This is a genomic window from Shewanella sp. Isolate11 (assembly GCF_022398315.1).
GTDB lineage: Bacteria > Pseudomonadota > Gammaproteobacteria > Enterobacterales > Shewanellaceae > Shewanella.
The window spans coordinates 537,715-559,428 of record NZ_JAKEVF010000001.1 but is presented as its reverse complement, the minus strand read 5'-3'; the positions used below and the strand labels follow the sequence as shown (position 1 = coordinate 559,428).

The window sequence follows — 21,714 nt, the reverse complement described above, 5'->3', positions numbered from 1 at the left end:
ACAACCCTAAAGTAGAGCTTATATATGGATTTAAACGCCATTCGTCAGTTGGCTGACGCCGATATGGAAGCCGTCAACCAACTTATTTATAAACAGTTGGAATCTGATGTTGCCCTGATTAATCAGCTAGGGTTTTACATCATCAATGGCGGCGGTAAAAGACTACGGCCATTGCTTTCTGTCTTAGCCGCCCGATCAATTGACTATCAAGGTGAGGCTCATCATAAGCTTGCCGCGATTGTCGAGTTTATTCATACAGCCTCTCTGCTTCACGATGATGTTGTCGATGAGTCAATGCTGCGACGTGGTAGAGAAACAGCTAATGCCCTCTTTGGTAACAGTGCTAGCGTATTAGTCGGTGACTTTCTCTACACTCGTTCATTTCAGATGATGACCGAACTGGGTAGCATGCAAGTGTTAGAAGTGCTTGCCGATGCAACTAACATTCTCGCCGAAGGTGAAGTGCTGCAATTAATGAACTGCAACGACCCTGACACCACAGAAGAAAGCTATATGCGAGTCATCTATTGCAAAACAGCCAAACTGTTTGAAGCAGCTACTCGCTTAGCTGGTGTGTTAGCCGACAGTAGTATAGATGTGCAAAATGCGCTGGCGGATTACGGTAAATATTTAGGAACGGCTTTCCAATTAACTGACGATCTCCTCGATTACACAGCCGAAACCGAAGAGTTAGGTAAGAACATCGGTGATGATCTAGCTGAAGGTAAACCTACCCTGCCACTTATCTATGCGATTGCTAATGGTACAGAGGAAGAACAGGCGTTAATTCGTAGTGCAATCGAACAAGGTGATGGAACAGGGCATATCGAAACCATTTTAAATGCTCTCAATCACTGTGGAGCACTAAAATACACGGCTACAAGGGCTCAGGAAGAAGCAGAGAAGGCTGTAAATGCATTAGCAATACTACCAGATACCCAATACAAGCAAGCGTTAATTTCGCTGGCACGTCTGGCCGTAGACCGCACTTACTAATCTCAATAAGTTTGTATAAAAAATGGAGCCCGTTGGCTCCATTTTTTTATGCTGTTTTTAGTTAGCGATTACTTAACGAATTCTACGCCAAGTGTAATATCAGCTTTTAAAGTATCTAGCATAGAATCGCGAGCGTTAGCTTCGAACTCGCTTACGTCACCATAAGCTAGCACTTGTTCAACACCGTTCTTACCTAGTACAACAGGTTGCGCGAAGAACTCTGCGTGTTCGCTGCCACCATCAACATAAGCACATTCAATCACATTAGCTTCGCCCTGCAGGCCACGAACTAATGATAGACCGAAACGACAAGCCGCTTGACCCATAGAAAGTGTCGCGCTACCGCCACCGGCTTTCGCTTCAACAACTTCAGTACCCGCATTCTGGATACGTGTCGTTAATGCTGCCACTTCTTCATCTGTGAAGCTTACGCCTTCGATTTGTGAAAGTAGTGGAAGAATCGTCACACCACTGTGGCCACCGATCACGTTAACTTTAACATCGGCAACATCCAAACCTTTTGCTTCAGCAACAAAAGTCTCTGAACGAATAACGTCTAGTGTTGTTACACCAAATAGACGGTTCTTATCGTAAACACCTGCCGCTTTTAATACTTCAGCAGCAATCGCTACTGTCGTGTTAACTGGGTTAGTGATGATTCCAATCAGTGCTTTTGGACAAGTCGCCGCACATTTTTCTACCAAGTTTCTTACGATACCCGCATTGATGTTGAATAGATCTGAACGATCCATACCAGGCTTACGCGCAACACCAGCAGAGATAAGAACCACATCAGCGCCTTCTAATGCAGGGCTTGGATCTTCACCAGCAAAACCTTTAACTTCAACTGCTGTTGGGATATGACTTAAGTCAACCGCAACACCAGGCGTAACAGGTGCAATATCATAAAGGGATAGTTTTGAGCCAGCAGGTAGTTGAGTTTTAAGCAATAAAGCTAGAGCCTGGCCAATACCACCAGCGGCACCAAGTACAGCAACTTTCATAGTTATCTCCGTCAATTCTTGGGTATTATGTGATATAGATCTTCTTTTAGGATGGCGCAACATTACTGCAATCACAGCAAGAATTCAATTATCCGTTAGTCCACTAGGCAACTATTTTCCGCCGACCGTTATTTGCTATTTCGCTTATATACTCGTATAGTGCATCGCAGCAAGCCCCTCCTAGTTAAACTTACTGCATTAACCACGCCTCCAGCTTGAATTTTTATTCAAAAAAACCGAATAACACTTGACTGCAGCTGCTAGTTTATTCAAAATAGAGCAGATTTTTTGAATAAAGAATAATAAAATTATGCAAGCAAATAAAAATCAAGACGACCTAGTAAAAACCTTTAAAGCTATTTTGAAAGAGGAGCGATTCGGCTCTCAAAGCGAAATAGTTAATGCACTTCAATCAGAAGGGTATAACAATATTAACCAATCTAAAGTCTCAAGGATGTTGAGTAAGTTCGGTGCGGTTCGTACTCGAAATGCTAAACAAGAGATGGTTTATTGTCTCCCAGCTGAATTAGGTGTACCGACGGCAGGAAGCCCACTGAAAAACTTGGTGTTAGATGTGGATCACAATCAATCAATGATTGTCGTTAGAACCAGCCCAGGTGCCGCACAGCTTATTGCCCGACTATTAGACTCCATTGGTAAACCGGAAGGGATTTTAGGTACCATTGCTGGGGATGATACGATTTTCATCTGTCCATCGAATATCCAACAGGTCGACAAGACACTCGAAACGGTTAAATCCCTGTTTAATTACACCGAATAATCTCGGCCTTAAACACAAAAAAACACACCATTCGGTGTGTTTTTTATTTTCAGCAAGCCAAGGGTTACTCGGCTGCTTTTTCCATAAAGTCTAATGAAGGCGCAAAAAAGGCAGAGCCAGTAACCGCTTGAGTAAAATGCATCAAATGGTCATGATTTCCTTCACCGTCGCCGTGGATCATGCTGTGCAGCATTTTCTCAAAGTTAACCGAGTTACGGCAATTAGAGATAAACATCAGTCCTTGCTGTTTCATCGAACCAAAAGGCATGCTCTGTCTTAGAATTTCCATCGAGTTACCATCGCTGTCTTTAAGGTTCACCCGCTTGATATGACTCGTCAGCGGCTTATCTTCAGAAGCATATTCGATGTTATCGATCTTAGTGCGACCAACAATATCTTCCTGCTTCTTCTGAGGCAAACGATTCCACTTACTCAGGTTATGGGCAAACTTTTGCACATGAATATAGCTGCCCGCACGGAACTCGTTATCTTCCTCACCCACTAATGCTACTTGCTGACGATTACGACCTTTAGGATTTTCAGTGCCGTCAACAAAGCCTGTTAAATCACGGCAATCCATAAATTGGAAGCCACGCTCTTCATCAACCAGCTCAACCAAGTCTTCAAACATTTGGCACACTTCATTGGCCACTAAATGCAGGATGTCATAACGATCGCAACGAAGATGAACAAACAGATCGTATTCATGTGCCGGAGCATCACGATTGTCGGCACTCATTGCTGGAAATGGTTTAAGCTCTGCAGGTCGTGCATCTGGATACAAGCTGTCCCAGTAATTGGCACCAATGGCGACAAAACCATTGAAAGCGCTGTCGGCATATTGATCAGATAACTCATAGATATACTGAGCCACATTAGCCACACACGGACGTAATTGGTCTTCAACACCATCGTTGGCATTGAGCATCAAATAGACACTATGTAAATTACCTTCTGCACACACACCCAATTGTTCACGTGGCATAACCTGACTATCCATATAAACCCACCTTTGTCAGTTTCAATTTTCGGCCATATTATCCGAAACTTTAACGTTAATTAGTATTACACAGCCCACAAAGCGTTAAAATGAAACCCTTTAACATGCTAGATTACTGTGTTTTTTATACAACAACCACCTAAGAGTTGTAAAAATGTTAACAAGCTCAGTCATCAAGCAATACTAGGCTATGGGGCGTTACCTTTAGCGCCACACTTTGGCCAATTTGATAAGCGGTTTCAGCGCTGCTTACTTCAAAAATATCCGTATCCACCGCAACCCGATAGCGACAAACATTACCTAAAAAACGTCGCTCGGTAATCACACCAATACCTTGCTCATCCGCTGACAGTAAAATCTGCTCAGGTCTTAATAGTAACGCCTGCGTGACTTTATTCGAATGAGATAGTTTTTTATTGCTGCTTACTCTACCTAAACTGGTTAACACTTCATTCTCGTCGAGTATTTTAGCCGTAACAAAATTGGCCTCACCTAAAAACTCGGCAACATATTTATCGGTTGGCTCATGATATAAACACTCGGCTGTGCCATATTGCACAATCCTACCTCGATTAAACAAGGCAAGCTTATCGGCAAATACAAAGGCCTCATCCTTACTATGAGTGACAAAGATAGCACTCACATTACGTAGTTTAAGAATATTACGGATTTCAAGCATCATCTCATGGCGAACTTTGGCATCGATATTTGAAAAAGGTTCATCCAGCAAAAGTAGTTCTGGCTCGTAGGCCAAGGCGCGAGCAATAGAAACCCTTTGCTGTTGTCCACCAGAAAGCTCATGGGGATAACGACTACCTAGACCTGCTAATTTTACTAACGCCAGCATCTCATCGAGTCGCGCCTGACGTTCCGATTTCGATAATCCTTTGACGCCAAATAACACATTTTCCGCCACCGTCAGATGTGGAAATAAAGCATAATCTTGAAATATCATGCCCACTTCCCGTTCTTCACTGGGAACAAAACAACCATCACCCGACAATAGACGCTTATTTATGCTGATGCGACCTTGCGAAATGGCTTGCAAGCCCGCAATCGCGCGCAGCAAAGTAGTTTTACCGCAGCCACTGGGCCCAAGCAATGCCACTATCTCACCCTGTTCGAGATTCAGGTTTAGGCCTTTAAGGATAACTTGATCTTGATATCCGCTGTGGACGTTTTCGATACTCAAGGTCGACATTTAATTCACTTGCTCCAATGAACGATTTAGATAAATCAGCGGTACTAAGCCCACCAGCACAATAACAATCGCAGCTAATGCGCCATGTTCCAGCTGTTCATCTGAAACGAACTGAAAAACATAAGTTGCAAGATTTTCAAACCCCACGGGCCTGAGTAAGAGTGCGGCAGGAAGTTCTTTCATACACTCGATAAACACTAACAGTAATCCGGCAAAAACACCTTTGCGCAACAAAGGTAGATGAACTCGCCATAGCAATAACTTGGGTTTTAATCCCATGGTAATTGATGCCATGTCTAATGTGGGACTAATACGCTTGTAACTGTTCTCGACACTGCCAATCGCGATAGCGGCAAAGCGCACGGCGAAGGCAAACAGCAATACAAAAATGCTACCACTGAGTAATAATCCAGGGCCGCGTAACTCAAAGAAGCCATAAACATCGTTAATGGCGAAATCCAAATAAGTTAACGGGACTAATACACCAATAGCTAAGACTGTGCCCGGTAACGCATAACCAGTCGAGGCTAAGCGCGATGGCAATAGATCCAACTTACGAGGGCTAGCGCGACGGATAAACATCAGCACTATTGCCACAACAACGGTTATCACGCTGACAATCGCCGAGATATAAAGACTGTTAATACTGTACTGGATGAATTCATCATTCCAACTCACAGCAAAATAATGCCAGCCGTAATCGAGCAGAATAATGAAAGGCAATAAGAAGGCAAAAAACAACAATCCTAAGCAATAACCTGTCGCGGCGAGTTGCTTGCTAACTGATAACTTGTATCTATCTTGTTCGCTCAGCTGTGTCTGCTTTTGAAATAGCTTTTGTTTTCTTCTGCCGAAACGTTCAACACCGATAAGACAAAACACCACCAGAAGCATGATTGCCGATAACTTTGCCGCTGCTGATAAACTACCGTACCCCAACCAAGTATCATACACAGCGGTGGTTAACGTCGGCACAGCAAAATAGCTCACGGTAGCAAAATCAGCTGCGGTTTCCATCGCCACTAAAGCGGCGCCAACAGCTAATGCGGGACGAGTCATTGGTAAGCTTAAACGCCAAAAACTTCGCCAAGGACTACAGCCCATCACCCGCGCAGCATGCTGTAAACTTGAAGACTGCTCCATAAACGCCGTTCGCGCTAACAGATAAATATAGGGGAAAAGCACTAGCGACAGCATGATGGCTGCCCCAGCTAACGTGCGAACATCAGGGAAAAAATAATCTTGCGGTGACTGCCAGCCAAAATATTGCCGCAACCCCATTTGAACCGGTCCAGCATAGTCAAGCAGATCGGTATAAACATAGGCAACGACATAAGCAGGCATGGCTAACGGCAGCAGCAAGCTCCATTGAAACAGTTTTCTGCCGGGAAATTCACAGCGAGCCACTAACCACGCGGCTGGAATCGCAAGCAATAAAGCCCCCAGACAAACTGAAACCATTAACAACAAGGTGTTCGCGATATAAGTAGGTAACACAGTGTTAAGCAGGTGAGAAAATATCGACTCATCCGGCACTGCCGATTGCACTAAAATCGCAACTAAGGGAAGTGTAAACAATATCGCTATCACATAGCTAAACGCAGACCAACTTTTAGAAAAACCTAAGATCATCCATCTTCTCTATTATTTGAGTCCGGTTATTATCCACTAACAACATAAAATCAAGCTTAAACAAGCAGATCGATAACTCACTCTATCAGCACTTGCTGACGATAAAAACTAAAATAGCCTTCTCGGAAGAAGGCTATTTATCTATCAAGTTACACCAAGTCGCTTAATGCCCAATCACAGATCAAACTTCACTTCATCTAACAACTTAACTGCTGCCTGATGAAATTCAGCCAACTTGTAAATAGGCAATTCATCTGCTTTGTAATCTCCCCAAGAAGCAACCAATTGCGAAGGAGAGACTACTGGGTTAACCGGATATTCCATATTGACCTCAGCATAAGACTGCTGTGCCTTTTCACCTGAAAGGTATTCCATCAACTTAATGGCGTTGTCTTTATGAGGAGCATATTTTGCCAACGCCATTCCTGAAACATTGATGTGGGAACCACGATTAGCCTGGTTTGGGAAGTTGATATTAACTGCTTCAGCCCAAGACACTTGCTGCGGGTCTTGTAACATCTTACCTAAGTAGTAGCTGTTACCAATGGCGATATCACACAAGCCCTCTTTCACTGCTTTCACTTGAGCGCGGTCGTTACCCTGAGGCTTACGGGCTAAGTTATCCTTGACGCCCAAGAGCCAGGTTTTAGCCTCTTGTTCACCGTGATGGGCAATCATCGATGCCACCAAAGACACATTGTAAGGGTGCTTACCACTACGAGTACAAATTTTACCTTTGTATTTAGGCAAAGCCAGATCTTCATAGTCGATATCCAGCGCGCCGAGTCTTTCTTTAGATGAATAGACGTTTCTTACTCGTTTAGTCAGAGCATACCAATCATTATTGGGTGAACGATAAACCGCGGGAATATTCTTGGCTAATTGCTCACTTTCAGCCGGTGCCACTAAGCCCTTATCAGCCAGCTCTATTAAACGAGAAAAATCTGAAGTTAACACCAAGTCCGCTGGCGATAGACGTCCCTCACGAGCCATGCGTTCTGCGATACCATTTTTAGAAAAAACCACCTCAACTTTGACACCGGTTTGTTTGGTGAAATCTTCCAAAATAGGATCTATCAAGAATGCTTGTCGATATGAATAAACCGTTAACGTTTCTGCCGCATTAGCCATAGAACTCATCCATGCTAATCCTAAAATAGCTATGCTTGTTGCAAGTCTCATCTACCCTCTCCATAACAATGCTAATGATAATAATTATCACTTCCAGGCAGATATTAATCAATCGCGCACTAAACGGCAAGTCGAATTAGTGATCCCTAATCGGTGTGTTTTGACCAACAAGCAGACACTAACTAAACTTGAGTAACCTTTATCGGATAGGAATAAGATGTTGGTGGAGATTTTTACTTTATTATTAGCCATTGCATTACTGCTATTTATGTTCAAGCATAGGCTGGTTCAGTTTCGTATTAAACCTGCACAAAAAAACACGACTTTGCAGCGAAAACCTGTACCTATCACCGACAAGCCCCCTGTGGCTCAGCCGGTAAACTTATCGAGTACTCATCCCTACCATAGCGTCGAAATTGTCGATGACACAGGCAAGTGCAAAAATGCCCTTACCTTAAAAGGCAAGCGCTATCTATCTCAAGAAGCTCCCACGTTACCCCTTTTTGGATGCAAAAATAGTGACTGTCGTTGCCACTATATTCATTTTGAAGATCGTAGAAATGATAATAAAGGGCGACGCGTTGACTATGGTGTCACCCATGAGTTATATGGCGTATTTGGAGAAAAGAACCGCCGTGGCATTAAGGCTGGCGGTCGTCGTATTACTGATACATAACAAGGCTTGCTTAACGAAACCAAAGACTGACAAGCGTTTTTACCAATATTTTTCTACCGTGATCTGCCCTGGCGCACGCCTTAAATTCTTTACTAAGCCCCGCTCTTTTAATAACTCATTCAAATCGGTGATCATCTGAGGGTGACCACAAATCATCACTTGAGCATCTTCAGCGGTTATCTTAACTCCTAGTTGATCCTCGATCTCCCCAGATTCAATGGCATCGGTAATGCGTTTATTCAATGAACCGTCACAGGATTCTCGAGTCACCGAAGTCACTAGTTCAAATTGCTGTGGATATTTTTGCTTAAATGATTTTAGCTCGTCGATATAGGCAAGGTCTTCGGCATATCTCACTCCATAAACCAAGATCACTTTGTCGAAACGATGCCAAGGTTGTTCAGTTCGCATCATAGAGATAAACGGGCCAACCGCGGTTCCTGTAGCAAAAAACCATAAATGTCGTCCGTCATGTGGCAGCTCATCTAAAGTCATAAAGCCAGCCGCTTTAGTGGAAATATCGATACTATCGCCTATTTTAAGCGCTTGCAGGTTTGGCGATAACAGACCATCTTCGACGCTTACCGCCAATACCTCAACAAAGTCATCCCCAGGGGCATTAACTAACGAATAGGCTCTAGCGATACGCTTTTCCCCCACATGCTGAGACAGTTTAATAAATTGCCCAGCAATAAAATCTCCGATGTCGGCCTCTAATTTCAAACTAAATAATTTATCAGTCCAATCAATGCGTTCGATAACTTTCGCCTCGCCCCACATAGTGCCTCCATCTAATGATGTTACTTAAGGTTTACCCTCATCATTGTGGTTATTGTCGCTATAGTCAAGGAGGCTCATCAATGACAAACCTAAATGAAAATGGCATCTAACGAAGCCTTAAAAGCACCTCGGACTTTTAATCAGATTAAGGTAAGCTCTCTTGAGTTCGATAAATCCAGTTCGATAAAAATGGGGGTGATATGAAATCTTGGATAACCTTGGCGATCGCCTGTAGCCTGAGTCTTTATACTTTAATCGGCATAAATGCTACTGCAGAAGAGGCGTCATCACGAACAATCATCTTAGTCAGACATGCTGAAAAGCTGTCGGATACCGATGATCCAGGTTTAACTGTACAAGGGCAACAACGAGCAAAGGCATTAGTCGAAGTGCTCAACAAGACCCCGCTTTCTCTGGCCATCACCACCCAATTTGCTCGCACCCGAGAAACACTAGCTCCTCTTATCAAGGCCCGTGAACTGCCACATATCATGGTCGCTGCCAGTAGAAATATAACGGCTCATATCGCTGAGATAAAACAGACCATTAATCAGCACAGCGGTAATATTATTATTGCGGGTCACTCCAATACCGTGCCATTAATTATCCAAGCACTAGGAGGCCCAAAACTTCCCTCGCTAAAAGAGGAACAGTATGACCAACTATTCATTCTATCCATTCCAGACAAGGGAGCCGTAAGTCTCATCCAAACCCAATATGGTATCGATAAGCTTGAATCAGCGGGTAACTAAGTACTGAACCTAGATAAGCCTAGATTTATCCGCTAGACTTAAGTACATTAGTAATACATAAAGCAGTATTAGCTAGTCAGCAAGTGTATTACCAAGGAGGATTACTGATGGGCGATTCATTTTTTGGTTCAGGCAGTAAATGCAAACCACTGTCGGTCAGCTGCCAAAGTTGCGAACGATTAACGGTTATTGAAGGTGAAACTATCTGCTTCAAGGGCGGAGAGATCATTCGACTGACACCTTACGCACAAGAAAGTAATAAACTCTCTTTACTGTGTGACAGCTGGAAGACCGTTAACAGCTCTAAAACAGCCTAACTCCAGCACTTCAAATAACGGGAAAGACTCCCGCAAACTTCTCAGTAAATCCCGACTATTCCACTGACTACATCACCAATCCTATTTCAAATGGTGATATTGATGATTTAATGCTGATGCTGCACTGTCCATAGCTTATGATACAAACCTTTAGCCTCTAACAAGGCTTGATGGTCGCCTCGTTCGACAACTCGGCCTTGACTCAATACTAAGATCATATCGGCATCGACCACAGTGGAAAGTCTATGGGCTATCACTAAACTTGTATGCCCTTTCTCCATCTCTTTTAACGCAGTCAAAATTGCCTGCTCTGAGTGACTATCTAATGATGAGGTCGCCTCGTCGAACACCAATAACGGTGAATCTTTCAAAATGGCTCTGGCGATGGCAACTCTTTGTTTCTCTCCACCAGAAAGCTTAAGTCCACGCTCGCCCACTTTGGTATGCCAACCATCGTTTAATTTCTCAACAAACCCACTCAGATGAGCCATCTTTATCGCCTGTTTCACCTGTTCATCGCTGGCATGGGGCGAACCATAACGGATGTTTTCTAACAAAGTATCATTAAACAACACGGTATCTTGAGGCACGATAGCGATCGCCTGACGAAGCGCATCTTGGGTTAAAGAGGTAATGTCATGATCATCGATAAAAATTTTCCCCTGTTGCGCCTCATAAAAGCGGAACAGTAACTTCACTATGGTCGATTTACCTGCTCCGCTATCACCGACAATCGCAACCTTTTTGCCTGGCAATAGCTCGAAACTAACATCATTCAGAATAGCGCGACCATCATAATTGAAGTGCACATTTTCAAAGCGTAATCCACCTCGATTAATCACAGGCCTCAATGCGCCTTGCTTATCTTGAATCTTGGGTACTCTTTCTAGCAAAGAGAACATACGTTCAATGTTGGCTAAGGCACCGCGGATCTCTCTATATACAAAACCTAAAAAGTTAAGTGGCATAAAAAGTTGCATCATAAAGGCGTTGATCAACACAAAGTCACCGATGGTCATCACGCCTTGACTCACATGCTGAGCCGCAAAAGCCAGCATCAGAGTCATAGCCACCGAGATGATCAATGCCTGTCCAGCATTTAAGGCAAACAAAGACAGACGATTTTTACGCTTAGCGGTTTCCCATTGAGTCAATGCTTCGTCGTACTTCTCAGATTCATAGCCTTCATTATTGAAATATTTAACCGTTTCATAATTCAGCAAACTATCAATAGCCCGGGTATTAGACTGTGAGTCGGCTTTTGCAGCCTCGCGAACGAATCCGGTACGCCACTCCGTCGCCATCACGGAAAACAGAATATACGTGGTTACCGCACTTAAGGTGATCAAGGCGTAAAGCCAACCATAGTTATAAAATAAAATTCCAACCACTAAAGCGATTTCAAGCAAAGTCGGTACGATATTGAACACCATAAAGCGCATCAAAAAGCTGACACCGCTAGTGCCTCTTTCAATATCACGCGACAAACCGCCCGTACGGCGCTCTAGATGAAATGCTAAGTCTAAGTTATGTAGATGTTCAAAAACCGATAAGCCCAAGCGCCGAATAGCACGTTCAGTCACTCGCCCAAAAAGGGTATCGCGTACCTCTGAAATAACCGTGTTCAGTAAGCGCATTGCCCCATAAGCTACCACCAACGCAATAGGTACACTGATCATCTGCTCGGTAGAGGCGCTACTTAAGGTATCAACCAGTGATTTCAGAACGAATGGTAGTCCGACACTCGCCATTTTTGCGACCACTAAACACAGCAATGCCAGTGCAATTCGTCCCTTAAATTCAAGGAGATATGGCCATAGCTTTTTAAGCACTTTCCAATTTAACTGATCGATTGGACCATCAAAATACAGCGTAGGACGCATATCAACTCCATTGAATAACAGGCTCATGCTGTAAGTACATAAGCCCAAAAAATTACTATCGATTTACTGATATCATATCTGCTTGCTCAACAGATGAATGTGATATGAAACAGACACTAAGGAAGCCATAGCCATCATAACGAACCGTACTCGCGACAGCTAATAAAAGTTTATATCCCTAAAAAATCAGTCTTTGGCGCTATTATCGGGCGAAAAGTTAGTAAAAAAGTATTAGACTAAGCTAAATTTTTTGCTAGAAAATATGTAATAAGAGTAGTTATTATTATCTCTCAATCCATATTTTGATAATCTCAGTGATCTGTTAAGACCAACAAAGCTTAACTCACAAACGCTGGAAATAGTCACCAATATTGTTAAAGGAAGCCGATATGCCACAATCATCTGAAGCTCAATACCCTCCACTACCGTTAATACAGACTTGGGTATGGATGATGACCGAATCGAATAGCCCAGAGATCCAACAAAAAGGGCAAAGTAATTTGATATCGTCTTTTGGTAGCTTAGCAAAAGCACATGAGTATTTAGTACAGAAACTTTCGACCCAATCTGCTTAATGTCAGCATAAAAAAAGGAAGCATATAGCTTCCTTTTTCATGCCCTAAACTGAGCGCCGCTCGATAACACTCTGGTTTAACGTAGCTAATAGGCTCTCGGTATCGTCCCAACCAATACAAGCATCGGTTATGCTTTGGCCATAGCATAATGGCTGACCTTCTACATAATCTTGACGACCTTCCACTAGGTGACTCTCCACCATGACCCCAAAAAGCGCACGCTCACCGGCACTGATCTGCGACGCCACATCTTCGGCAACCACCATCTGACGTTTAAACTGCTTACTGCTATTGGCATGGCTAAAGTCGACCATGATGTTGGCAGGTAACTCAGCCTTAATCAGTTGCTGTTTAATGGCTTGTACATCTTCAGCACTGTAATTTGGTGCTTTACCACCGCGCAAAATAATATGGCAATCGGGATTGCCCTTAGTCGACACGATTGCTGAATGGCCAAACTTAGTTACAGAGAGAAAGTGATGTGGTGCACTTGCTGCACCGATAGCGTCAATTGCAACCTTAATAGTGCCATCAGTGCCATTTTTAAAGCCGACAGGACAAGACAGGCCCGAAGCCAGTTCGCGATGTACCTGTGATTCTGTAGTACGAGCACCAATCGCCCCCCAGCACATTAAGTCGGCCACATATTGCGGTGTGATCATATCTAAAAACTCACCAGCCGTTGGAATACCGATATCATTCAAATCCAACAATAATTTACGCGCGGTGCGTAATCCATCATTCAATTTAAAGCTGTTATCCATATAAGGATCATTAATCAGGCCTTTCCAACCCACCGTCGTACGAGGCTTTTCAAAATAAACTCGCATCACGATCTCAAGTTGATCTTTATATTGCTCACGCAACTTGACTAAACGCTGACCATACTCGAGCGCCGCTTTTGGATCATGAATAGAACAAGGACCAATAACCACAAGTAGCCGATCATCACCTTGCTTCAAAATTTCATGAATATTTTGACGTGCATTAAAAACGGTAGATGATGCATTTTCTGTAGCCGGAAATCGCTCGAGAATCGCGATAGGAGGTAATAACTCTTTAATTTGATTGATGCGTACATCGTCATTCTGATAATACATGATAACTTTTAATACTCCGGCTAACGTTTAAATAACTATCTCACTATTGCAATACTTCTTTCAATTTAGCCAGTATTAACTACCAATGCAACCAAACCTTGTCACATTTAAAACTTCAAAATTAACTATATGTTATAACTATATTTTTAATATCGAGAATATAAGTAAACTCAGCACTTAACTGTTGAAAATGCCGAATTTAAACAAAACAAATAATTAACATTTCAATCAATATCTTCCTAAGCCTAACTGTAACAAATTATCCAATGCTGTTGACCATGACTAGAGTGAAATTTAAAGGTTAATGATTTTTGAATGCTTGCAGTTTTGCCTGGTATCGACGCTTATTCATTTCATCGGTACTCAGTGCCAAGGCTTTCTCAAGATTCGACTGCGCCCTATCTTCATCTCCTGTGGCCAGATAGGCACGGGATAAACCAAAATAAAACTCATGACGGTAATTGGCTTTTTCAACCGCACGTTTATACCAAGTCAATGCCGTTTGATACTCATGGTCAAAATAGGCTTGCTGCGCCATGTCGTAGTAATAATAAGGGTTGCGAATACGTGCTAGTTCAAGGGTTTTATGAACTTCTGCCCATTCATTCAATCTATCTTGGCTGGATAATAATAAGGCATAGTTATACAGCGCATTCAAATCCTCTCCATCTTGCGACAATGCCAATTTATACAAGGTTTCCGCTGCGTCATTGAGCCCTTTATAACGATACAATATAGCGAGCGTATTTAAAGCTGGGCCAAAGTTAGGCTTGGTAAGCAGGCTTTTTTTAATATAACCATAGGCCATATCATAACGACCAAAAATTAACGATTCAGCGGCGATATTATTATAGAACATTGCTATAACAGTCTGTTTATCTATGCGTTTTTTTGCATAACCTCGCATAGTTTTTTCGGGAATAAAATCCACTAAAATAGCACTCTTACTCACCAAATAGGTGTCATGTGACTCTCTTGGGATTAAGCGAATATTAATGTGGCCATTGACCAGATAAAAGTCCCCTTGCCTGTCCCACACTGGCGGAATTTCAATCTCTTGAAATTCAACATCGACCCCTAAGGCATCTGCAATGGCTGCTGATACCAGTACCAAAGACAAACAGTTACCGGTTCTTTCCTCGAAGGTCTTTTGCGCAACCCGAGTGACATTGTCTTGATATTCAAAACCACCATTACTGGCGTTAATGTAATTGGCTAACCATTGATTAGCCATGGTGGTGTCTCTCGCCATACGAGCGCGACTAAACTCTTGCTTTAATGCTTGAGTTGATGCTTTAGATAGTGCAAATAATTGCTCAGGTTCAATGAGATCATCTACTGCAACAAATTGATCATCTTTGAAATATTGCTCAATATGTTCAACCTTGGGTTTTGCCGAGGAAGTACAACCAATAAGCAGTATCAGTACAAAGCTTAGGCATAATATTCTTCTCATCTACTTAACCTATAATTATCAGGTCTTAGGTTAAGCATAAAAGATAGTGCTATCTTTGCCCTGTCAAAGGGTTACAAAATATGAATTATTTCGGTGGATCGATCTGGATATACACTTTTTTTGAGCCGTTATTAGCTCCCTTATAATTATAAGGCCGATAGAATTGCTGACCACAATGGAAATACGGCCGATGACCTTGCGTCATCACACACCCTGACGGCAACGCCTGCAAAATATTAATTTGTTGCTGCATGCGCAGTGCTTGCTGCCATTGAGCATCTTTAAGCACCTGATCTCTGACAGCAAAAGCATCGAATGGTTTACTAGACTTAGTCACCACGATTTCGCCACTGAAGGCCAATGTACTCAAAAGCAAACTCAACAAAATACACAGTGTCAGTTTTAGCCGCATTTCAATACCTCAACAACAATGACTGTTAAATACACTTAAACAACAATAGCTATATTAAACAAGCATAAATAATAAAAGGCCTCTACGCGAATCGTAGAGGCCTTTTTATAACAGCTAAGTTAATTGATTAACTTGCGCTTTTTAATGATACAAACTCAGGGTAAGCATCAATACCACAATCAGAAGCGTCCATACCGTTGTACTCTTCTTCTTCAGTAACACGGATACCCATAGTCACTTTCAGGATGTACCAAACAACGAATGATGCGCTGAATACCCAAGCAAAAATCACAGCCGCACCGTAAAGCTGACCAACAAGGGTCGCATCGGCATTTGAAAGTGGCACAAGTACCAAACCAAATAGACCTGCAACACCGTGAACAGAGATTGCCCCCACTGGGTCATCAATCTTGATACGGTCAAACATAACAATTGAGAATACTACGATACCACCCGCCACTAGACCGATAACACCCGCTAAAGGCAATGAAGGTGATAGTGGGTCTGCAGTAATAGCGACTAAACCAGCCAATGCACCATTTAAGATCATCGTCAGATCTGCCTTACCCCAAACCATCTTACAAACAATCAGAGCAGAAACTGCACCAAAAGCCGCCGCAGAGTTAGTGTTAACGAAAATCTTAGCAACTGCAGATGCATTTTCAGCATCTGATACTAGTAGCTGAGAACCACCGTTGAAACCAAACCAGCCCATCCACAGAATGAACATACCTAGCGTCGCCATAGGTAGGTTAGAACCAGGAATTGGGTTTACTTGACCATCGGCACTGTATTTACCTTTACGCGCACCCAATAACAATACACCTGAAATCGCTGCCGCTGCACCAGCCATGTGCACAATCCCGCTACCTGCGAAATCAACAAAGCCGGCTTCAGATAGGAATCCACCTCCCCAAGTCCAGTAGCCCTCAACAGGATAGATAACAGCTGTCATGAATACCGAGAAGACTAAGAATGCCCAAAGCTTCATACGCTCAGCAACTGCACCTGAAACAATCGACATCGCCGTTGCAACAAACACCACTTGGAAGAAGAAGTCTGATTCTAACGCATGATCAGCATCACCCGCTTGCGAACCAATCAGGCTGCCTAATGAAGGTAACCAACCCGCTTCAACATTATCAACATACATAATGTTGTAACCCACAATCAGATACATGATGCATGCAATCGCATATAGGCAAACGTTTTTAGTTAGAATTTCTGTCGTGTTTTTAGAGCGAACTAAGCCAGCTTCCAGCATGGCGAAACCCGCCGCCATCCACATGACTAATGCACCGGAAATAAGAAAGTAGAATGTATCCAATGCGAATCGCAACTCAGTCACCGTTGCGCCTAATGCCTTTAACTCTTCCATTATCTTATCCCCTTAAAGTGCTTCGTTATCGAGTTCGCCAGTACGAATTCGAATCACCTGATCCAGATCCGTCACGAAAATTTTGCCATCACCAATCTTGCCCGTACGAGCCGCTGAAACGATAGATTCGATTAAGTGATCAACATTTTCAGCTTTAGTAGCAATGTCCAATTTGACCTTAGGTAAGAAATCAACTTGGTACTCTGCACCTCGGTATAATTCGGTATGGCCCTTCTGACGACCAAAACCCTTAACTTCAGTGACTGTCATACCTTCGATACCCAGCCCAGCAATTGCCTCTCGCACATCATCCAATTTAAATGGTTTGATTATTGCGCTGATTAATTTCATTCCAGCCTCCGACTCGTCGTTGTAATTTGTTATGCAACAAAGCAATTCAAGCATTAGGCCAAAAATATAAAACCTTTAAATACAATGAATTAACAAAAACAGATGTTATAAAAATGTATCTTTATGCACCAACAAGGTGCACAGGAGCAGCTCACGCACAAAAAATGGGCAACCCAATATTCGACCTATGACGAATGGGTCAAAATATAATCTTAGGTATGATGATGAGATAACCACTGGAGGTAAGCATGTTAAAAGCTGAACAATGTGTACTTGTACTCGTCGATGTACAGGGAAAACTGGCACAGGTCGTCCACCAAAGTGATGTTCTTATAGAAAAATTAGCCACTTTGATAACTGCGGCAGAGCTGTTTGAGATCCCGATCCTTTGGCTGGAACAACTGCCAGACAAACTCGGAACCACTACGCCCAGACTCCAGGAGTTACTGAGCCCTAAGCAACAGCCGATCACCAAAGCCCATTTTAGTGCATGGCAAGCCGAAGATTTTCGTGAATCACTCATAAAACATGACAGAAAGCAGATACTCATCACTGGGATTGAAACCCATATCTGTGTTTACCAAACCTGTAGAGATTTGCTGGACAACGACTTCTGCGTACATATCGTCTCTGACGGCGTGTCTTCGCGAACCTTAGAAAATAAACAGTTGGGAATAGATATGATGACCCAATATGGCGCGCTACTCACCAATTGTGAATCTCTGCTATTTGAATTGCAGCATCAAGCTCAAGGAGAACGTTTTAAGCAACTGCTAAAGATGATTAAGTAGCCGAATGCACTCTCGAAGCCATGGATTTCTGATAGAAAAGGAATAAAAACAAAAAGGCCTTGGTGGATACCAAGGCCTTTTTCATACTATCCAGTCGCTAATCTAAATTAGCGCTATTAATTAGTAAGTCGCTTCACGCTTCTTAGCTTCAGCGTCCCACTTAGGAAGCACAGTCTTCTTGAACTCTTCCTTATCGGCATTCATCTTCTTCATGTCCATACCTAGGGCTGCTTGTGCTTTCGCCTTAGTTGAAACATCTGGGAAGCTGATTGGCTGCTTAACACCTTTGCTTGCTAGTAGCTGTGCTAACTTCACTCGTGCATCGGCAGCTTTATCTACTGCAGTACCTAGCACACGTAGTGCTTCATCAGGAGCATGAGATGCGACACCGTGAGAGGCGATAGCATAATCCCAACGCCACTGTGCATGACGAATATCCATTAGAATTGGCTTCATTTCAGCTTCAGTAGCACCCGCTTCCCAAGCAGCGCCCGCTTCGAAGTGTGCCTTAACAAGTTGATTTTCAGCTTTAAGCTGGATCTGCTTAACCTTAGCTTTACGCTCTTTATCTAGGTTAACCATGAACTCTTTGCTTTGCTCATGGCAAGTACCACAAGTTTCTTCAAAGCGGTCAAATGGATTACCCACTTTGTGGTCGGTAAACTTACGACCCTCTGGGCTAGTCACGCGTGGCATATGGCAATCAGTACAGCTGACATTGTTCTTGCCGTGCATACCTAGCTGCCAAGTTTCATAACCTGGATGTTGTGCTTTAAGCATTGGGGTCTTAGAAACCGCATGAGTCCAATCAGCAAATTCTAAGTTATCGTAGTAGACTTCCATCTGCTCAACAGTTGTCCCCATATCCCATGGGAATTTAACAAAACCTTTGTGCTCTTTGGTCTTTTCGAAGTAGTACTCAACGTGACACTGACCACACACCATAGATTGCTTGTCTTTGCGAGAAGCTTTATCGAATGGTGTACCTAACGCTTCCATACCGCGCTCAGCAAATGGACGTGAAATGCGCAGTTTTGGTGAGCCCTTTTCATGACAATCGCTACAACCGATAGTGTTAACGATTTCAGCACCACCTTTAGCCCACTTACCAGTGAAGTAACCGTCTTCACCCTGCTCTTCGATAACGCGAGGTACGTCAGGGCTCTTACAAGACCAACATGCCATTGGCATAGGACCATCTTCGGCTGACTTTGGTGCACCGGTACGCAGTGTATTACGTAGGTCTGTCACCGCATACATGTGACCACGAGCCTTGTTATAATCTTTAGCAAAACCATAACCCGCCCATAAGATCACAAGATTAGGATCGGCTTCTAACGCATCGATCACTTCTTTGCTTTCAGCAGTATCGTGCCAGCTAGCATATTGATTAGAAAATTTATCTTTATAGACTTCATTACGAGGTTCTGTCTTATCGCTTGCCATCACACCGCTGGTCATTAAGCCTGCAGCGACCAATGCACTCAGTGCCCAGGTTTTCGTCGTTAATCTTCTCACCATCTCATCTCCGTGTTACTTTTTATAGTAGTTTAGACAACCACATCATCTCCGGGAATAAAATTAGTGCCATATAGGGGGTAAAGACATACCCCTTAGGAGGTATCCGAGATAAAACTTGAGACAGATCATAATGTTTACGTGTTCTAGATCACGTTTTTACAAAGATGTTAATTTGTTCAGCAAACGCTAAACATAAAGTCAGCTCAAATTGGCTTGTATCGCCCATTATTTAACGAGTTCTAATACATGAAGAAAGGCAGTTTAACCGCCACCATTTTTGGGTTAATGTTAACCTTTATTTTACTTTCAAGCGGATTAGCCACCTTTGCTATAGCAAACTTGGCATACAGTTTAGGCGATGCCAGAGCCATTAACGCTTCTGGCTCTTTGCGTATGCAAAGCTACCGTTTGATGTTCTATGCTAATTCAGGCAGTAATGAAGCCGATGACAAAATAGAAGAATTTGAAGCTACTCTCTATTCTGATGCCCTCAAACGCTCCTTAGATTGGATGTCTCCCGATCCTTTGGTTTCGCAGTATTTACTGGTTATTCAGAAATGGAAAACCATGAAGCAATATATTGAGGCCGAAAACTCCCGCGATTACGCCGCATCACTGAAAGACTTTGTCGATACCATAGACCTGCTAGTGCTACGCACCGAAGAATTTGCCGCTTTTAAGCTCAGGCTGCTAACCGCAAGTCAAATTATCGGTTTAATCATCATGTTAATTCTCGCCTTCTTTGCTGTGCGCTATACCAAACGCAAGGTCGTGACCCCCATTAATCAGCTAATGCAATCGGCCAATACTATCTCTAAAGGCCAGTTTGATGTCGACGTTCCCCACAGCGACTTTCTCGAATTAAACGCGCTAAGTAATGCGCTCGCCAGTACCGCAAAAGAACTTTCCACCCTCTATGGCAACTTGGAAAATCAGGTCAAACAAAAAACCTTAGCCCTAACTCGCGCCAATAACGAACTCAAGTTGCTGTACGATAACTTAGTCATGCTGCATTCGAGCCAGCTAGATAAGAGCACGATTAAAAAAGCCCTAGATCAATTAAAAAAACATGAAGCTAACAGTTTTATCCGTTTGGTTATCTGCCAACAAGAGCAGGAACCGCTTCAGATAGACGCCGAAGGTGGCTGGCCAATAGAGCCTCTGACACACATTCGCTTTGCGCTGGTTTTTGATGATAAAACTTTAGGCTATTTAGAAGTGTGTTCAGCCGATGAAATTAACCACGCCTTATTTGATAACTTTGCCATCATGCTTGCTCGCTCTATGGTGCTTTATCAGGCGGGAGAACAAAGGCAACAATTGGCATTAATGGAAGAGCGTGGGGTGATTGCTAGGGAGCTACATGACTCTCTGGGTCAACTACTGGCATTCTTGAAAATTCAAGTCAATCTGCTATCCAAGCAACTAAAAAAACAAGCCAGCGATCCGCAAATTGAGCAACAACTCAGTGAAATCAATGAAGGGGTAAACACCGCATACGTTCAGCTTAGGGAACTGCTATCAACCTTCCGGTTAACCATTAATGATCCCAATCTAAACCATGCTATCGAAGTCATGGTCGATCAGCTACGTCATCAAACCGATGCCAGCCTTAACCTCGACTATAAATTACCCTCGCAGCTTTTAGGAGCACATCAACACGTACATGTACTGCAGCTCACCAGAGAAGCAGCACTAAATGCCATCAAACATGCCGATGCCAGCGAGATCAACATCAGCTGTACCACAGATGGAGAAATCGTGCAGATTGCAATCAGTGATAACGGTGTCGGTGTCGATAAACTGCAAGAGCGAGATCAACATTTTGGCATTGGGATCATGCATGAACGCGCCAGTCGACTTTCGGGTGTGGTAAGCTTCAGTGGTAACCCTCAGGGCGGCACAACTGTAACCTTGGTGTTTCCACCGGAAAAAGAACCGCTTCAATAGCGGTAATAACCCTATTATTTACAACAT

At 43.1% G+C, this 21,714-nt stretch carries 21 protein-coding genes; 8 read left to right on the top strand and 13 right to left on the bottom strand.

The window, feature by feature from the left end; translation table 11 throughout:
• The first annotated feature begins 24 nt into the window (after positions 1–24).
• Entirely contained in the window at positions 25–996 is a 972-nt protein-coding gene (ispB, locus tag L1D21_RS02390; protein ID WP_239843631.1) for an octaprenyl diphosphate synthase, read from the top strand.
• 68 nt (positions 997–1,064) lie between these two features.
• On the opposite strand, the gene mdh is transcribed toward ispB, so the two are convergent.
• A complete protein-coding gene (mdh, locus tag L1D21_RS02385) occupies positions 1,065–2,000 on the bottom strand; it encodes a malate dehydrogenase (RefSeq protein WP_239843630.1) in 936 nt (311 codons plus the stop codon).
• A 310-nt stretch (positions 2,001–2,310) separates the two neighbouring features.
• On the opposite strand from mdh, the gene argR reads away from it, so the two are divergent.
• Positions 2,311–2,781, top strand: coding sequence for a transcriptional regulator ArgR (argR, locus tag L1D21_RS02380; protein ID WP_239843629.1), 471 nt, complete (start codon positions 2,311–2,313; stop codon positions 2,779–2,781).
• 64 nt (positions 2,782–2,845) lie between these two features.
• Here the strand turns inward: argR and L1D21_RS02375 are convergent, their stop codons facing one another.
• The 4 genes from L1D21_RS02375 to L1D21_RS02360 all read right to left on the bottom strand — a co-directional run bounded on the left by L1D21_RS02375 (position 2,846) and on the right by L1D21_RS02360 (position 7,796).
• A complete protein-coding gene (locus L1D21_RS02375; protein ID WP_239843628.1) occupies positions 2,846–3,781 on the bottom strand; it encodes a Dyp-type peroxidase in 936 nt (311 codons plus the stop codon).
• Between the two features lie 166 nt (positions 3,782–3,947).
• Positions 3,948–4,982 (bottom strand): ABC transporter ATP-binding protein, encoded by a 1,035-nt coding sequence (locus L1D21_RS02370; RefSeq protein ID WP_239843627.1) that lies wholly within the window; start codon positions 4,980–4,982, stop codon positions 3,948–3,950.
• Positions 4,983–6,614, bottom strand: coding sequence for an iron ABC transporter permease (locus L1D21_RS02365; protein ID WP_239843626.1), 1,632 nt, complete (start codon positions 6,612–6,614; stop codon positions 4,983–4,985).
• A 174-nt stretch (positions 6,615–6,788) separates the two neighbouring features.
• Positions 6,789–7,796 (bottom strand): extracellular solute-binding protein, encoded by a 1,008-nt coding sequence (locus L1D21_RS02360; RefSeq protein WP_239843625.1) that lies wholly within the window; start codon positions 7,794–7,796, stop codon positions 6,789–6,791.
• 166 nt (positions 7,797–7,962) lie between these two features.
• On the opposite strand from L1D21_RS02360, the gene L1D21_RS02355 reads away from it, so the two are divergent.
• Positions 7,963–8,421, top strand: a complete 459-nt coding sequence (locus L1D21_RS02355; RefSeq protein WP_239843624.1) for a hypothetical protein — start codon at positions 7,963–7,965, stop codon at positions 8,419–8,421.
• A gap of 39 nt (positions 8,422–8,460) precedes the next feature.
• Here the strand turns inward: L1D21_RS02355 and L1D21_RS02350 are convergent, their stop codons facing one another.
• The gene (locus tag L1D21_RS02350) at positions 8,461–9,201 is read right to left on the bottom strand and encodes a ferredoxin--NADP reductase (protein WP_239843623.1); all 741 of its coding nucleotides are present in this window, start codon (positions 9,199–9,201) and stop codon (positions 8,461–8,463) included.
• Between the two features lie 200 nt (positions 9,202–9,401).
• On the opposite strand from L1D21_RS02350, the gene L1D21_RS02345 reads away from it, so the two are divergent.
• Together L1D21_RS02345 and L1D21_RS02340 are read left to right on the top strand one after the other, a co-directional pair.
• The gene (locus L1D21_RS02345) at positions 9,402–9,953 is read left to right on the top strand and encodes a phosphoglycerate mutase family protein (RefSeq protein ID WP_239843622.1); all 552 of its coding nucleotides are present in this window, start codon (positions 9,402–9,404) and stop codon (positions 9,951–9,953) included.
• A 107-nt stretch (positions 9,954–10,060) separates the two neighbouring features.
• Positions 10,061–10,270 carry a hypothetical protein gene (locus L1D21_RS02340; RefSeq protein ID WP_239843621.1) on the top strand — a complete coding sequence of 70 codons (210 nt, stop codon included), beginning with the start codon at positions 10,061–10,063 and terminating at the stop codon, positions 10,268–10,270.
• Positions 10,271–10,377: 107 nt separating this feature from the next.
• On the opposite strand, the gene L1D21_RS02335 is transcribed toward L1D21_RS02340, so the two are convergent.
• On the bottom strand, positions 10,378–12,153 hold the full coding sequence (locus tag L1D21_RS02335; protein ID WP_239843620.1) for an ABC transporter ATP-binding protein/permease: 1,776 nt from the start codon (positions 12,151–12,153) through the stop codon (positions 10,378–10,380).
• A gap of 389 nt (positions 12,154–12,542) precedes the next feature.
• Between L1D21_RS02335 and L1D21_RS02330 the strand changes: the two genes are divergently transcribed.
• Entirely contained in the window at positions 12,543–12,728 is a 186-nt protein-coding gene (locus tag L1D21_RS02330) for a hypothetical protein (RefSeq protein WP_239843619.1), read from the top strand.
• 44 nt (positions 12,729–12,772) lie between these two features.
• Here L1D21_RS02330 and aroG read toward each other — a convergent pair whose 3' ends face one another.
• From aroG to L1D21_RS02305, 5 genes are all read right to left on the bottom strand, one after another.
• Positions 12,773–13,828, bottom strand: coding sequence for a 3-deoxy-7-phosphoheptulonate synthase AroG (gene aroG / locus L1D21_RS02325; protein ID WP_239843618.1), 1,056 nt, complete (start codon positions 13,826–13,828; stop codon positions 12,773–12,775).
• Positions 13,829–14,129: 301 nt separating this feature from the next.
• The gene (locus tag L1D21_RS02320; RefSeq protein WP_239843617.1) at positions 14,130–15,284 is read right to left on the bottom strand and encodes a hypothetical protein; all 1,155 of its coding nucleotides are present in this window, start codon (positions 15,282–15,284) and stop codon (positions 14,130–14,132) included.
• Between the two features lie 85 nt (positions 15,285–15,369).
• On the bottom strand, positions 15,370–15,696 hold the full coding sequence (locus L1D21_RS02315) for a hypothetical protein (protein ID WP_239843616.1): 327 nt from the start codon (positions 15,694–15,696) through the stop codon (positions 15,370–15,372).
• A gap of 127 nt (positions 15,697–15,823) precedes the next feature.
• Positions 15,824–17,074 carry an ammonium transporter gene (locus L1D21_RS02310; protein WP_239843615.1) on the bottom strand — a complete coding sequence of 417 codons (1,251 nt, stop codon included), beginning with the start codon at positions 17,072–17,074 and terminating at the stop codon, positions 15,824–15,826.
• 12 nt (positions 17,075–17,086) lie between these two features.
• Positions 17,087–17,425 carry a P-II family nitrogen regulator gene (locus L1D21_RS02305; protein ID WP_239843614.1) on the bottom strand — a complete coding sequence of 113 codons (339 nt, stop codon included), beginning with the start codon at positions 17,423–17,425 and terminating at the stop codon, positions 17,087–17,089.
• A gap of 248 nt (positions 17,426–17,673) precedes the next feature.
• Between L1D21_RS02305 and L1D21_RS02300 the strand changes: the two genes are divergently transcribed.
• Complete coding sequence (locus tag L1D21_RS02300) at positions 17,674–18,216, top strand: hydrolase (protein WP_239843613.1); 543 nt, start codon at positions 17,674–17,676, stop codon at positions 18,214–18,216.
• Positions 18,217–18,336: 120 nt separating this feature from the next.
• Here the strand turns inward: L1D21_RS02300 and nrfA are convergent, their stop codons facing one another.
• Entirely contained in the window at positions 18,337–19,737 is a 1,401-nt protein-coding gene (nrfA, locus tag L1D21_RS02295; protein WP_239843612.1) for an ammonia-forming nitrite reductase cytochrome c552 subunit, read from the bottom strand.
• Positions 19,738–19,983: 246 nt separating this feature from the next.
• Between nrfA and narQ the strand changes: the two genes are divergently transcribed.
• Positions 19,984–21,687 (top strand): nitrate/nitrite two-component system sensor histidine kinase NarQ, encoded by a 1,704-nt coding sequence (gene narQ, locus L1D21_RS02290; protein WP_239843611.1) that lies wholly within the window; start codon positions 19,984–19,986, stop codon positions 21,685–21,687.
• Positions 21,688–21,714: the final 27 nt, after the last annotated feature.

What these genes read in the sequence shown, in the direction of transcription:
- L1D21_RS02360 (WP_239843625.1), bottom strand. Translation starts at nt 7,796, where the DNA reads ATGAGACTTGCAACAAGCATAGCTATTTTAGGATTAGCATGGATGAGT.
- L1D21_RS02335 (WP_239843620.1), bottom strand. Translation starts at nt 12,153, where the DNA reads ATGCGTCCTACGCTGTATTTTGATGGTCCAATCGATCAGTTAAATTGG.
- L1D21_RS02305 (WP_239843614.1), bottom strand. Translation starts at nt 17,425, where the DNA reads ATGAAATTAATCAGCGCAATAATCAAACCATTTAAATTGGATGATGTG.
- L1D21_RS02375 (WP_239843628.1), bottom strand. Translation starts at nt 3,781, where the DNA reads ATGGATAGTCAGGTTATGCCACGTGAACAATTGGGTGTGTGTGCAGAA.
- L1D21_RS02300 (WP_239843613.1), top strand. Translation starts at nt 17,674, where the DNA reads ATGTTAAAAGCTGAACAATGTGTACTTGTACTCGTCGATGTACAGGGA.
- narQ (WP_239843611.1), top strand. Translation starts at nt 19,984, where the DNA reads ATGAAGAAAGGCAGTTTAACCGCCACCATTTTTGGGTTAATGTTAACC.
- L1D21_RS02315 (WP_239843616.1), bottom strand. Translation starts at nt 15,696, where the DNA reads ATGCGGCTAAAACTGACACTGTGTATTTTGTTGAGTTTGCTTTTGAGT.
- L1D21_RS02355 (WP_239843624.1), top strand. Translation starts at nt 7,963, where the DNA reads ATGTTGGTGGAGATTTTTACTTTATTATTAGCCATTGCATTACTGCTA.
- aroG (WP_239843618.1), bottom strand. Translation starts at nt 13,828, where the DNA reads ATGTATTATCAGAATGACGATGTACGCATCAATCAAATTAAAGAGTTA.
- argR (WP_239843629.1), top strand. Translation starts at nt 2,311, where the DNA reads ATGCAAGCAAATAAAAATCAAGACGACCTAGTAAAAACCTTTAAAGCT.
- L1D21_RS02345 (WP_239843622.1), top strand. Translation starts at nt 9,402, where the DNA reads ATGAAATCTTGGATAACCTTGGCGATCGCCTGTAGCCTGAGTCTTTAT.
- L1D21_RS02330 (WP_239843619.1), top strand. Translation starts at nt 12,543, where the DNA reads ATGCCACAATCATCTGAAGCTCAATACCCTCCACTACCGTTAATACAG.
- L1D21_RS02310 (WP_239843615.1), bottom strand. Translation starts at nt 17,074, where the DNA reads ATGGAAGAGTTAAAGGCATTAGGCGCAACGGTGACTGAGTTGCGATTC.
- L1D21_RS02370 (WP_239843627.1), bottom strand. Translation starts at nt 4,982, where the DNA reads ATGTCGACCTTGAGTATCGAAAACGTCCACAGCGGATATCAAGATCAA.
- L1D21_RS02340 (WP_239843621.1), top strand. Translation starts at nt 10,061, where the DNA reads ATGGGCGATTCATTTTTTGGTTCAGGCAGTAAATGCAAACCACTGTCG.
- L1D21_RS02350 (WP_239843623.1), bottom strand. Translation starts at nt 9,201, where the DNA reads ATGTGGGGCGAGGCGAAAGTTATCGAACGCATTGATTGGACTGATAAA.
- L1D21_RS02365 (WP_239843626.1), bottom strand. Translation starts at nt 6,614, where the DNA reads ATGATCTTAGGTTTTTCTAAAAGTTGGTCTGCGTTTAGCTATGTGATA.
- mdh (WP_239843630.1), bottom strand. Translation starts at nt 2,000, where the DNA reads ATGAAAGTTGCTGTACTTGGTGCCGCTGGTGGTATTGGCCAGGCTCTA.
- L1D21_RS02320 (WP_239843617.1), bottom strand. Translation starts at nt 15,284, where the DNA reads ATGAGAAGAATATTATGCCTAAGCTTTGTACTGATACTGCTTATTGGT.
- nrfA (WP_239843612.1), bottom strand. Translation starts at nt 19,737, where the DNA reads ATGGTGAGAAGATTAACGACGAAAACCTGGGCACTGAGTGCATTGGTC.
- ispB (WP_239843631.1), top strand. Translation starts at nt 25, where the DNA reads ATGGATTTAAACGCCATTCGTCAGTTGGCTGACGCCGATATGGAAGCC.